The organism is Mangrovicella endophytica (assembly GCF_002893625.1).
GTDB classification, from domain to species: Bacteria; Pseudomonadota; Alphaproteobacteria; order Rhizobiales; family Rhizobiaceae; genus Mangrovicella; species Mangrovicella endophytica.
Map to the genome: position 1 here is coordinate 212,746 of NZ_PKMZ01000001.1, position 12,330 is coordinate 225,075.

The window sequence follows — 12,330 nt, forward strand, 5'->3', positions numbered from 1 at the left end:
GTCTATTCGATCCGGGTGATCTTGGTCGAGCGACGCGGCGTGCCGACGTCAGGCACGCGCGCTGCCGCATGGGCAACCATGAAGCGCTGCGCGAGCGGAAGAAGATGGAACAGAGCTCCAAGCCCCTCCGAGCGGGGCGCCGGGATGGTGATGGCACCGGTGACAGCCGTGCGTCCCGAGGCGTCGAAGACTACCGTCGGCGAGCCGGCCTCCACACAAGCCGCGGCAAGGCTCGAGACGAGGTCGCCGGCCGGCTCGTCCGCCCGGAAATGGATCGTGCCGACGGTGGGACCCAGCATCTCCATCGGGCCGTGCCGCAACTGCCCGCCTTCGAGCGCCATGGCGGGCTCGCGCGACAGCTCGGCAAGGCCCAGCGCGATCGCCTCGGCAAGGCCACGCAGCAGCCGGCCGGACGCGACCATCGTCGTGGCGCCGGCAAGCGCCTCGACGGCCTGTGTAACGTCTGCATCGGCAGGTGCGGCAAGCGCGGCCAGCGCCGGCTCCGGGTCGAGGCCCAGCGCTGCAAGGATCGCCAGATGCTGGGCAAAGGTGATCGTCAGGCTGCGCGTCGCGGCAAAGGCCAGCTCCGTTCCGCCGGCGCCGACAAGCGACGGCACGGCGCGGGCGAGCGACGAGCCGTCTTCAAGCGTCAGGCCGAAGACCGACGATGCCCCGCCGGCTTCGGCGAACCAGCGCAGCACCTCCGCGCTTTCGCCGGACTGCGAGGTGACGAGCACGGTGCGGCCATCCGTCGGCAGCGGCGAGACGAGCTGTTCGGAGAGGGGGGTGGCAAGGGCGTCGATCCCGAGCGCCCGGTAGAACGGCTCGACGGCCCGGCCGACGGCGTGCGAGCCGCCCATGCCAAGAAGCAGGAGGCGCCCCGATGCACGGATCGCGGCGGCGATATCGGCTGCCAGCGGGTGCGCGGCGTCGAAGGAGGCGCGGGCATCATCCGCCTGGCGCTCCATCTCCCGTTCGATTGCGACAAGGCCGGCCGGCCGCTCCTGCACTGCCTGCGTCATGCTCATCCCTTCACGCCGCCGCTGGTCAGGCCGGAAATCACGGCCCGCTGCATCAGGAGGCCGATCGCGACAGGCGGCAGCGCGGCGAGGATGCCGGCCGTGGCGATCAGCCCGTAATCGGAGACGCGCCCGCCTGCGAGGTCGGCGATCGCGACCGTCAGCGTCTTCGCCCGCTGGTCGGCGGTGAAGAGCAGGGCGTAGAAGAACTCGTCCCAGGCGAGCAGGAAGGCGAAGAGGGCGGCTGTCGCGACCATCGGTGCTGCAAGCGGCAGCGTGATGATGCGAAGTGTCTGGTCGAGGCGCGCGCCATCGATCATCGCCGCACTCTCGATCTCGCGGGGAATGGCGTCGAAGCCGCTTTTCAGCAGCCAAGTGGCGAAGGGCGCGAGGATGCTGAGATAAACCAGCGCCAGGCCGAAGACGGAATTGAGGAGGCCGAGGGCGGCGAGGCCCATGTACAGCGGCACGGCCAGACAGACCGGCGGCAGCATGTAGGTCGCAATCACCAGGAACAGCGGCCAGCGCACGCCCGGCGTGCGCGAGACGGCCCAGGCCGCCGGCACCGCCACGAGGAGCGCGCCGGCCGTTGCCATTCCCGCGACGAACAGGCTGTTGCGGAGGCTGGCGAGAAACGCCGCGCCGGCACTGTTGGCAACCGTGGAGAGCAGCATCCCGTAGCGCGACAGGTCCACGCTCTCCGGCCACCAGTGCAGCGGCCGCGCGCTGAGATCGGCAGCGGAGGAGATGCTCATCAGGAACAGCCAGATGAATGGCGCCAGGATCACCGCGGCGAGTGTGAGCGCCGCAAGGTGGATGAGGATCGAGACGAGGAGCGGGCGGCGTTCCATGGTGTCAGCTCCCCGCAGCGCTGCGCCGAAGGATGGCGATGTAGGACACGGCAAAGAGGGTGACGATCAGCGTGACGAGCAGCGCCATGGAGGCGCCCGACCCGGCCCGCTGGAAGGAGAAGGCTTCCTGGTAGACGAGGATGGAGAGCGTGCGCGTCGCATTGGCGGGGCCGCCGCGCGTCATCACCCAGATGATGTCGAAGACCTTGAAGGCCTCGATCGTGCGCAGCACCACAGCGATCGTCAGCGGACCGACCAGATAGGGCCAGGTAACGATCCGGAAGCGCGCGAAGGCACCCGCGCCATCGACGATTGCCGCCGCCTTGACGTCGCGCGGAACGGCCTGAAGCGCCGCGAGAGCAATCAGCGCGACCAGCGGGAAGTTCTTCCAGACGTCGGCCGCGACAATCGCCCAGAGGGCGGAGGTCGGCTCGCCCAGCCAGGAGCGATAGCCGGAAATCAGGCCCGTCTGGAGGAGCAGGCTGTTCAGCGCGCCATATTCGGGATTGTAGATCAGCCGCCAGAGCATGGCGTTGACGACGGTCGGCAGCGCCCAGGGCAGGATCATCAGCGCCCGGACGAGCGTGCGGCCGCGAAACTCCTGATCGAGAAGCAGGGCCGCCAGCACACCCGCAAGCACTTCCAACGCCACCGACAGGACAGCGAACAGCGTCGTGGTCTTCAGCGCTAATAAGAAGGGGCGGCCCGTCAGCAGCTTGGCGTAATTGTCAAAGCCGACATAGGCGCCGCCCGTGCCGACGAGCTTGGCGTCGGTGAAGGACAGGCGCACCGTCTCGGCCATCGGCCAGCTCACCACCGCCACCATCACGACGAGAAGCGGCAGCATGAGCAGCCAGGCGCGTGTGGTGATCCAGGCACTCGGCACGAAACGGGGCTCCGGCTTTCAGATGAGGAAGGCGGCGCTCGGCGGGCGCCGCCTGGATGCGTCAGAGGCCGCTATTCTCGGCGGCAGCCGCCAGCGCGTCCTCGGGAGTCGACTGGCCGAGGATGGACTCCTGCACCGCCTGCTGGAGCGCGACCGAAAGCTCCTGGTACTTCGGCGTCGTCGGTCGCGGGAACATCGCGGCAAGACCGGTCTTGGCCGCGGCGACGAGCTCCTCCTGGCCCTTCGTCACGGCCGGGTCCTCGTAGGAGGAGGCCCAGATCGGCAGGCTCAGCTTGGCATAGGCGTTCTGCACCGGCTGCGAGGTCATGTAGACGATGTAGTCCCAGGCCGCGTCCGGCGACTTCGACGTGCTGGTGATGCCAAGCCCCATCGAACCGTTGACGGCCGAAACCTCGCTGGTGCCCGCATGTCCGGGAGCCGGCACGACGCCGACCTTGCCGGCGACCTTCGAATCCTTCGGGTCGTTGGCGAGGTTGTACATGTAGGTCCAGTTGAGGGCGAAGGCCGCTTCACCGTTCTGGAAGACGCGGCGAACGTCCTCCTCGACATATTCCTTCGAGTTCGGGTTGGTGATGCCGCTCTCCATGGTCGAGGCCATGTATTTCAGCGCCTCGACACCGCCGCCGGTCTGGAAGGCCGGCTTGCCGTCCTTGTCGAGGAACTGCCCGCCGAAGGCGGACAGCAACGTCGTATAGTCGCAGATCGCGGCCTCGGCCTGCGTCCAGCTCCAGACGATCGGCGTCGCCAGCAGGCCCTTGTCCTTGATCGCCTTGGCCTGTTCGGCCAGCTCCTCCCAGGTCTTCGGCGGCGCGGCGATACCCGCCTTCTGGAGGATCTCCTTGTTGTAGAAGAGGTACTTGGTGTCGAGGATCCAGGGCATGCCGTAGCGCTTGCCGGCATATTCGACCGTCGACCACGCGCCGGGCAGAACGCCCTGGTTCATCTCCGGCGTGATCTTCGACGTCACGTCGAGAAGCACATTGTTGGTGGCGTATTCCGCCGGCCAGATGACGTCGAAGAGCACGACGTCGTAGCCGCCGCCCGAGCCTTGGGCGAGGACCGTCTTGTCGTGGAGTCCCTCATAGGGCGCGAATTCCAGCTCCACCTTTACGTCCGGATGGGCCTTCGTGAAGCCCTCCGTCATGGCCCGGACATCGGCCTCGCTATAGGCCGCCTGCGCCATGAAGAGCGCACGCAGCGTCGTCTCCGCGGCCGCAGGCGCGACGGAGCCGGCGAGAAGTGCCGCGCCGACAAGAGGCAGTGATAGAGAAAGGGAGAAGCGATGCGGCATTACGGGATCCTCCGTTGCTGAACCACCCCGGAGCGCCTCGGAGAGCCGCTGCCGCGGCCTCACTGTAGGGCTCCGGTTGAATTAACCCAATTCATTTGATTAATTCGTTGCGCAAGGCCGAGGCAATGTCAACACGTGACGGCGAAGTGACCACCGCGCACACGATCCGAGCCAAAAGGGGCGCCAACCTCACCGGCGCGAACGCCCATAACCGGCGCATCGTCATCGATGCCCTGCGCGTCAACGGCGCTCTTTCAAGGGCTGATCTCGCCCGGGCGACGGGTCTCTCGGGGCAGACGGTGTCGAACCTCGTCGGCGACCTCGAACGCCAGGGCCTGCTAGTGGCAGACCTCCCGCTGCGCGGAAAGGGGCGCGGACAGCCGGCGACGCCCTATCGGCTTCTGGCCGAGGGCGCCTATGCGATCGGTGTGCAGATCGACCGTCACGCCACGCGGGCGGTCGCCATCGACCTCATGGGAGTCGACCTCGTCCGGCTGGAGGCGTCGCTGCCGAAGGGCGGCCCCGAGGTCGGACTGCCCGTCGTGATCAAGCTCATCGAGGAGGTGCGGACCCGCCTCAAAGCCATTGCCCCGGCCGCCGATGGCCGCCTGGTCGGGCTGGGCGTCGCGATGCCAGGCCCGGTCGGGGTGATCTCGGCGGCCGACGATCCCTGGATGATGTCGGCGTGGCAGACGTTGCCGCTGGCGGACTATCTGAACGAGGCGACGGGATTGGATGTCGCCTTCCGTAACGACGCCTCGGCTGCAGCCATCGCGGAGAAGCTGTCGGGCGCAGCCCGCGGACTCGACGACTTCGTCTACCTCTATCTCGGCTACGGTCTCGGGGCCGGGCTGATGGTGCGGGGCGAAATCCACGCCGGGGCGGCCGGGAACGCCGGTGAGATCGGCATGGTGCTCTCCTCGCCCTTCGCGAGCGGCCGCCCGGTCGAACATGTCGCTTCGATCGCGGTGCTGTGCCGCGAGCTCGACATCGATCCGGCCGATCCCGCCTTGTTCAAGCGCCTGGATGATGCGGTGGGCGCAGGCCACGCTCGAGCTTGGATCAGCGAGGCCGCTCCCATGCTGCGCTGGGCCATCCATACGCTGGAGACGCTGCTCGACCCCGCTACCATCGTATTCGGCGGCTCGGTTCCGCCGAGCCTGCTCGCATCCCTTCACGACGCGATGCAGCCGTTGCTTCCCTCGCTCGCCGACAATACGCGCCGCATCTGGCCGCGCCTCGTGCTCGGCCGCGGCGATCCCTGGATGGTGGCAGTCGGTGCGGCGGCCGAACCGATCGCGCGCACCTTCGAGCCGCGCTTTTCCGCGGTTCAATCCGCAGATCCGGGCCTTGTTGCTGCCGTGGGGGCAGTCGGATGAGCCTTAATCTGCCGGTCCGGCGGTTCATCGCCGGCGGGATGTTCCGTGCGTAATAGGCCACTCGCCTAGGCCTGCCTCCAGCGGCCTGCGGTGAGGCTCAGCGCGCGGGACCTCAGCGCTCGCGTTGCGTTGGGCGACGCAGGAGCGCTTTCGCCAGTTCGCGGAGAGGCGGACGCGTCGGCGCCTCTCCGTGGCCGAAGAGCGATCGGTCAACCCCGGCGAGCGCTTTCTCCGCGGCTGAGGTTCTGAGCTCCGGACGTCGGCGCAGGAGCGAATAGGCGGCGCGGCGAGCGGCATGCGGATCACCCCTCAGCGCGGCCCAGCGGAGTGACAGGGCATCCCGGTCGGGCAGCATACGAGCGATGATGGCTTCGATCTCGTGGCGGCGGCGAAGACGCAGCCCCGGCAACAGCGCCGCCAGCGTCAGCATGAAGCCGCCCGCACCGGCGAAGAGGATCGCGTGCCGCTGCAGGAAGCCGGGTGCAGCCGCCTTCGCAGCAACGGGGAAGCCGGCATGGGCGATCGGCTGCGACTTCAGGACGATCTCCCGGAACTCGTGCGCCTTGGTGTCGTACCAAGGGATGGTAAAGGCTGGCAGCCGCCCGGGCTCGCCCGTCGTCGGCCGCATGCGCCAGCGCCAGACGACGGTGGACAGCGGCCCGTCGGGTGTCAGCTCCACCGAGCGTTCTTCAGGGGCCATAAAGGTGATCAGCCAGGCGGCCCGCATCTTTGGCGGCGGCGGCAGCAGATGGGGCGGCACGCCGAGCGCGTGGATCGTGACGGTGCGGGTCGCCAGTTCGCCGTTCGGCAGCGTCGCCGGATCCTTGTCCCAGACGTCGGAGTAGTCGACCGAGCGGGCGGGGAGCCACCAGTCACCGGCCGTCTTCGGATGCGGCAGGACTTCGACCGCGACGGGCTTGGACGCAACTTCGTGGATGAACCGCTCACCCTTCGGCGTCGTCAGCGTCAGGCGGTGCAGGAACGGCTCGATCGTCAGCCGGCCGGCCCGCTTCGGGAACAGCGCCAGCCGCCGCTCGAAGATGGTGATCTCGCGTCCCGCTACCATCTGGCGGGTCCAGCTGTCGCGCCCGAGCTGCATCCATCCGAAGCTCTGCATCTCCGGCTGCACCAGAGACTCAAGCGCGATGATGACGTTGTAGCGCCCCCGAATGGTGACGAGCACCATCTCGTCCACGAAGGGGCTGGCGCCCGTCGACTCGACCTCGACCTCCAGCTGCGCATCGCGCTCGGCAACCGGCGCGGCGGCGTCGGCATGTGCAGCGTGAAGGAGGCTGCCGGCCAGCAGCATGAGCAGGACGAGGAACCGCTTCACCATGCCGTATCCTCCGGCGGATGGAGCAGGCCAAGGGCTTTTCGCCGTTCGTGCTCCGCTGCGATGCGCTTCTTCAGATACAGCGCCGGCTCGTCGGTGAGCGTCGCGAGCCAGGCGGGGCTGGCGACCACCTGGCGCCCGACGCGGGGCGGCAGGACGCTGCGCTGCTCCGCCAATGTCTTGGACGTGTCGAGCTCGGCCCGTTCCGACGCCTTTGCATCGGGATTCGGCCCCGCGGCGACGGCGGGGATGCCGTCGATCGTGTTGGCTTCTCCGATCACCGGCTCGACCAGCCGTGCGACGAGATCGCGGTTGAAGCGTGCATCGGCGTCCCGCGGATCGGCAAACAGGACGGCATCGAAATAGTCGACCGCGAGCGGGTAATCGCCGAGGGCGGCCAGCGTCAGGGCGCGGTTGTAGGTGGCGCTGCGCCCAGTCGTGGCGAAGGCGGCATCCGCCTCGGTATAGCGGCCGGTGCGGTAGAGAGCGACGCCGCGTGCGGCAGGATCGTCGATCAGGCGCGCGGCCATGTCGGGCAGGCCGGCGAAGAGGGCGAGCTTCCCGAAGGCCGCAGGCCCGGCGAGGAGGGCGGCCACCACTGCAGCGACGCCGAGCAGAAGAGGGATCAGTCGGCGCATCTCAGGTCCCCCGCCGGAACAGGAGAACAGCCGGGATGAGACTGAAGGCGAGGAGAATGCGGCCGTAATCCTGAAAGAGCAGGGAAGCGAGAGGGCCTTCCGTCAACGCTGCTGCGTTGCCGCTCCCGATGATGACTCCGACGCCTGACGGATCGTCCGCTGTCGCGAAGGTCCCGCCGCCGGCGTCCGACAGCCGGCGCAAGGCGGCTTCGTCGCCGACAGGATGATCGCCTCCGGTGATGCGCGGCGCGACGAAGAGGGTCGAGAGCCGCGTTCCGGTCGCGGCGATCGCCTTGGCTTCAACCAGCGTGGCCGCCGCCGCAGCGCCGCCGCCGTCGCTGACGAGCACGATGTCGCCGGCAATCACCTTGGCCTCCGCCAGCGTTTCGCGGGCAAGCTCCAGTGCCCGGTCCGGACGGCTGCCGCTATCCGGGACGGTCGTGCCGTCGAGGGTGGCGATGGTGCGCTCGAGCGGGCCGGGATCGCGGCTGAGCGCGCTCGCGCTGTAGGCCTCGCCGGCATAGACGATAAGGCCGCTCGGGCGACTGCCGGCGCTCCGAAGCACGTGCTCCGCGGCGGCCTGGGCATTGTCGAAGCCACCACCCTCGGTCAGCGAGCGCGACAGATCCATCACGATGACGACGCCTTCAAGATTCTGGAACGACGGCAGGTCGCCGCTCCTCGTCGCCGGACCGGTCAGCGCCAGAGCGAGAAGGCCGGCTACGGCCGCAGGGGCGATCGCCGGACGGGTCACCCCGGGTACGACGCGCCCGAGGCGCTGCAGGGCGGCCAGAAGATGCGCATCGATCGCATTGCTCCAGCCGCCGAGCTGCGAGGCGTGGCGCGCTTTCAGCACCGTGATGGCGATCACCGGCAGAAGCGCCACGAACCACAGCGGGCGCAGGAGCGCAAAGGTGTCGAAGGTCACCATGCGAATCTGCGATCCATGACCATGATGGCGAGGGCGGTGAGGAAACCAAGGCCTGCAGGCCAGGGCCAGAACGATCGATAAACCTCCACGGGCGGACGCGCCGCCGGGCTGGTCTCGAGCTGGTCGATGGTTTCCGCGACTGCCTGGAGGTCGGCCATGCTGCGCACCCGGAAGGCGGTTCCGCCGCTTTCGCCCGAAATGCCGCGCAGCGTTGCCGAGTCCACCGCGTCGCGCGCCTTCGGATCGGTCTCAAGGTCCTGCGGCCCGAGTGCGATCGTATGGACGCGAATGCCGAGCGTCGAAGCCAGATGCGCAGCGTCGAGCGGCTGGACGCTGCCGGACGTATTCGCCCCGTCGGAGAGGAGAATGATGACGCGGCCCGGCGACTGGATCTCGCTGAGGCGTTTCAGCGCCAGGCCCATGCCTTCGCTGATCGCCGTGGAGCGGCCGGCAAGCCCGATGGTGGCGCTCTCGATCGCCTGGGCGACCGCTTCCACGTCGAAGGTCAGCGGTGCAGCGAAGAAGGCCGTCTCGGCGAAGATCACGACCCCGACGCGGTCTCCCACGCGGCCGCGCACGAAGGCCGCGCCGACCTTCTTCACCGCGTCGAGCCGCGAGATCGGTGCGCCATCGAGCGAGAAATCCTCCCGCTCCATGCTGCCGGAGAGATCAAGGGCGAGGACGATGTCGCGGCCAAGCTCGGGAATCGCATCCACCGTCTGGAGGCGCCGCGGATCGGCGAGAGCGACGATCAGGCAGAGCCACAGAAGCGAGGGCAGGAGCCGGCGTGCTCGGGCGCGCAAGGCCGACGGCTCGCCGGCTGCGAGCAGACGTCCGATGCTGCCGGGCACGATCAGCGCGCCGGCATCACCTTCTGCGGGCTTCAGGAACCGCATGGCGATGAGCGGGAGCGGCAGCAGCAACAAGGCATAGGGAAAACCGAGGCTCCACATGTCAGGCGCTTTCCCGGGCGCGCCGCAGGATCTCGGCATCGAAGGCGTCCAGATCGAAGGTGACGTCCTCACGGCGATAGAGCGCCGCCGACAGCCGACGGTCCCAATCGAGCTCGGGCGATGCACCATTGCCCGGCGCTGCCTGATCCCCGGCCTCCAAGCGAATGGTTGGGCTGTCCGACCTAAGGGCGCGGTAGATGCGCGCCTGACCGACGAGGCGCTCACTGGCCGGCAGCTGCTCGAGCGCCGTCAACTCGCGAGCGATCCGCGCCTGTGGCGCCTCTGGCCGCCCGGCGACCAGCTGGAGCAGCAGCCGCAGCAGCAGCGCCACGACGATGCCGAGCGCGAAGGCGGCCAGGAGATCATGCCAGTTGAATGCCTCGTAGCCCGCCGGCAGCCGGGCCGGACGAAGCTGCTCCAGCAGTTCATCCCGTGACATGGAGCCCTCCGACGGCCTCCGCCAGCCTCTCCGGCTCGGCGTCGGCATCGACGAATCGTGCCGCGATGCCGAGTCCCTGCAGGCGTTCGAGGCGAGGGTCCGGCACCGAGCCGCGCGCTGACGGCTGCAGGCGCGCCCATCGCGCCGGTCCGGACAGAAGCGCGAACGGATAGGAGCCGGTGGGCCGGTCGCGCTCGAAGGCGTCCCGGATGAGGAGCACGAGCAGGGTGAAGCGCTGCCTGATCGCAGCCAAGATGTCGTCGAAGTCGCTGCCCGGCGAATCGAGGCCGGTCGCCAGCACCAGCGTCGAGCCGGTTGGCGCAAGATCGAGTGCCTGTTCGAGGGCGCCCGTCAGCGGCGCATCAGCGAGAGCGCCAGCGGCGGCGGCGGCGAGCGCCTGGCGATGGGCCCTTGCCAGCCCGCCCGCGACGTCGGCCATGCCGCGATCCCGCGCCCGCGGCGCGACAAATACCGGCTCATCTGCTGAGATGGTGAGCAGTCCAGTGCGTCCGCCGGCCTCGCTGGCCTGCCAGCCTGCGAGCGCCAGCGCCTCGGCAGCCGCGACCGACCGCAAGCGCCGCCGCGTCCCCCACAGCATGGATGGGCGGAGGTCGGCCAGGAGGAGGGTCGTGCGCTCGCGCTCGTCGCGATAGGTCCGCACATGGGTCTTGCCGGTCCGCGCCGTCGTTGCCGCGTCGACGTGACGGATGTCGTCGCCTTCCGAGAACAGCCGCACGTCGACGATCTCGATGCCGTTGCCGCGGCGCCGGCCGGCAAAGCTGCCGGGCCGGGCACCGGTCGGCAGAGGTCCGGCATCGCGGCGGTGGAGGTAGTGCCGCAGCCGGAACAGGGCATCCGCATCGACGTCGATGCCTGCCGCGCTGGTGGATTGGGACATCGGCGTTACAGCGGCTGGACGACCGAGAGGAGCCGGCCGATCAGGCCGCGCGCCGTCTCGCCATCCGCTGCGGCCCGCCATGTCGGCACGAGACGGTGCGCCAGGACGTCCGGCGCCAGCTCGGCGACATCCTCCGGCGTCGCATAATCGCGCCCGTTGAGGTAGGCGCGGGCACGCGCCGCGGCAGCAAGGGAAAGCGTGCCGCGCGGCGAGACCGGATGCTCGATGGCGCGGCGGATGTCCGGTGCGGGCTGCTCCTCGCGCGTCGCCATGACGAGGCGCACGATGAAGTCTTTGAGGGCCGGCGCCAGATGGACGCGAGCGACCTCAGCACGCGCGGCAAGGATCGCGTCGGCCGACAGAGGATGCGGCATGTCGGTGGTTTCAGTCGCCTCGCGCTCAACGAGGTCGAGGATCGCCCGTTCGGAGGAGGCATCCGGAAAGTCGACGAGCACATGCATCAGGAAGCGGTCGAGCTGGGCTTCCGGCAGCGGAAAGGTACCCTCGTGCTCGATGGAATTCTGCGTGGCCGCCACCATGAAGGGCTCAGGCAGCCGGTAAGTAACGCCGCCCGCGGTAACCTGACCCTCCGCCATCGCCTCGAGCAGGGCGGACTGGACCTTGGGCGGTGCGCGGTTGATCTCGTCCACCAGCACCAGAGAGTTGAAGACCGGTCCTTCCACGAACTCGAAACGGCCCTGCTCGGGGCGGAAGACCTGTGTGCCCGTCAGATCCGCCGGCATGAGGTCCGGCGTGCACTGGATGCGCGAGAAGGTGCAGGACAGGCCGCTCGCAAGACGCTTGACCGCCCTCGTCTTGGCCAGGCCGGGGGCGCCTTCGATCAGGAGATGGCCGCCGACCAGCAGCGCGATCATCAGGCGTTCGACCATCGGCGTGCGGCCGATCAGGCCGGCCTGAACGCCTCGGGAGAGTTCGGCGATCGGGTGAGCGAGCGCGGCAGGGGCGGTACGGGTGGCGGCATCCAGCATGACGAATCAGTCCGTCCATCAACTCAGGTCCGAGCCGAGGGGCGGTGCCAGCTCCCCTCTGGTGCGGACACTATGTCGAGGCCGATGCAGGACGGGAAGGGCCAATCTGACAAAATCCAACTGTCACCTCATCCATGGCCACCCGCGGAACTTCGATGGTCCGCCAAGCGGTTGGCAGGCGCTTCGCGCGCCGCGGGCGACCGCGAGAGGCAGCGTTGCTGTGGCTGGCACCCGAGATTCTCGCGCGATGCTTCGAACGATCGCGGACTGCAGCGTTCTGGCTGCGGAACCAGCACAAGGCTGGCGAATTGCTAGGCTGACGAAGCAGACGCCGCGGTACAGGAGAGAATCATGGCCAAGAAGCAGGATGACGTGAAACCCGATACTGGCGCCAAGCCCGATGCCGTCCATAAACTGGTGCAGCCGTCCGAGCAGCTTGCTGCTGTCGTCGGTTCCAAGCCGCTGGCGCGCGGCGAAGTGATCAGCCGGATGTGGGACTACATCAAGAAGAACAAGCTGCAGGATCCGCAGGATGGCCGTGAGATCAATGCGGACGATAAGCTTCAGGCCATTTTCGGAAAGAAGAAGGCGACCATGTTCGAGATGAACAAGTACATCTCGAACCACCTGAGCTGAGCCGATAGAGACGGCTGCCACACCAGCCGTTTCGCCGTTGCTCAGCAATGGCGGAACGGTTCATCG

General features: G+C 68.4%; 13 protein-coding genes. 2 read left to right on the forward strand and 11 right to left on the reverse strand.

Translation table 11 applies throughout. The features are described from left to right. Window positions 1-2 precede the first annotated feature (2 nt). From C0R46_RS00985 to C0R46_RS01000, 4 genes are all read right to left on the reverse strand, one after another. Window positions 3-1,028 carry an SIS domain-containing protein gene (locus tag C0R46_RS00985; RefSeq protein WP_102957721.1) on the reverse strand — a complete coding sequence of 342 codons (1,026 nt, stop codon included), beginning with the start codon at window positions 1,026-1,028 and terminating at the stop codon, window positions 3-5. After that, a complete protein-coding gene (locus tag C0R46_RS00990; protein WP_102957722.1) occupies window positions 1,025-1,870 on the reverse strand; it encodes a carbohydrate ABC transporter permease in 846 nt (281 codons plus the stop codon). Before C0R46_RS00990 ends, C0R46_RS00985 begins: the two co-directional genes overlap by 4 nt. Before the next feature lie 4 nt (window positions 1,871-1,874). Continuing rightward, the gene (locus C0R46_RS00995; RefSeq protein WP_102957723.1) at window positions 1,875-2,756 is read right to left on the reverse strand and encodes a carbohydrate ABC transporter permease; all 882 of its coding nucleotides are present in this window, start codon (window positions 2,754-2,756) and stop codon (window positions 1,875-1,877) included. A 61-nt stretch (window positions 2,757-2,817) separates the two neighbouring features. Then, window positions 2,818-4,068 carry an extracellular solute-binding protein gene (locus C0R46_RS01000; RefSeq protein WP_102957724.1) on the reverse strand — a complete coding sequence of 417 codons (1,251 nt, stop codon included), beginning with the start codon at window positions 4,066-4,068 and terminating at the stop codon, window positions 2,818-2,820. Window positions 4,069-4,193: 125 nt separating this feature from the next. On the opposite strand from C0R46_RS01000, the gene C0R46_RS01005 reads away from it, so the two are divergent. Further along, window positions 4,194-5,447, forward strand: coding sequence for an ROK family transcriptional regulator (locus C0R46_RS01005; RefSeq protein WP_102958544.1), 1,254 nt, complete (start codon window positions 4,194-4,196; stop codon window positions 5,445-5,447). Window positions 5,448-5,559: 112 nt separating this feature from the next. Here C0R46_RS01005 and C0R46_RS01010 read toward each other — a convergent pair whose 3' ends face one another. From C0R46_RS01010 to C0R46_RS01040, 7 genes are read right to left on the reverse strand one after another with little or no spacing between them, the layout of a single operon-like run. Beyond that, on the reverse strand, window positions 5,560-6,783 hold the full coding sequence (locus C0R46_RS01010) for a BatD family protein (RefSeq protein ID WP_102957725.1): 1,224 nt from the start codon (window positions 6,781-6,783) through the stop codon (window positions 5,560-5,562). Next, on the reverse strand, window positions 6,777-7,418 hold the full coding sequence (locus C0R46_RS01015) for a tetratricopeptide repeat protein (RefSeq protein WP_102957726.1): 642 nt from the start codon (window positions 7,416-7,418) through the stop codon (window positions 6,777-6,779). Before C0R46_RS01015 ends, C0R46_RS01010 begins: the two co-directional genes overlap by 7 nt. Before the next feature lies 1 nt (window position 7,419). Further along, on the reverse strand, window positions 7,420-8,349 hold the full coding sequence (locus tag C0R46_RS01020; protein ID WP_102957727.1) for a VWA domain-containing protein: 930 nt from the start codon (window positions 8,347-8,349) through the stop codon (window positions 7,420-7,422). Next, complete coding sequence (locus C0R46_RS01025; RefSeq protein WP_102957728.1) at window positions 8,343-9,302, reverse strand: VWA domain-containing protein; 960 nt, start codon at window positions 9,300-9,302, stop codon at window positions 8,343-8,345. Before C0R46_RS01025 ends, C0R46_RS01020 begins: the two co-directional genes overlap by 7 nt. Window position 9,303: 1 nt before the next feature. After that, window positions 9,304-9,741 carry a hypothetical protein gene (locus C0R46_RS01030; protein WP_102957729.1) on the reverse strand — a complete coding sequence of 146 codons (438 nt, stop codon included), beginning with the start codon at window positions 9,739-9,741 and terminating at the stop codon, window positions 9,304-9,306. Beyond that, entirely contained in the window at window positions 9,728-10,639 is a 912-nt protein-coding gene (locus tag C0R46_RS01035; protein ID WP_102957730.1) for a DUF58 domain-containing protein, read from the reverse strand. Before C0R46_RS01035 ends, C0R46_RS01030 begins: the two co-directional genes overlap by 14 nt. Before the next feature lie 5 nt (window positions 10,640-10,644). Beyond that, a complete protein-coding gene (locus tag C0R46_RS01040) occupies window positions 10,645-11,628 on the reverse strand; it encodes an AAA family ATPase (RefSeq protein ID WP_102957731.1) in 984 nt (327 codons plus the stop codon). A gap of 351 nt (window positions 11,629-11,979) precedes the next feature. On the opposite strand from C0R46_RS01040, the gene C0R46_RS01045 reads away from it, so the two are divergent. Then, window positions 11,980-12,264 carry an SWIB/MDM2 domain-containing protein gene (locus tag C0R46_RS01045; protein WP_102957732.1) on the forward strand — a complete coding sequence of 95 codons (285 nt, stop codon included), beginning with the start codon at window positions 11,980-11,982 and terminating at the stop codon, window positions 12,262-12,264. Window positions 12,265-12,330: the final 66 nt, after the last annotated feature.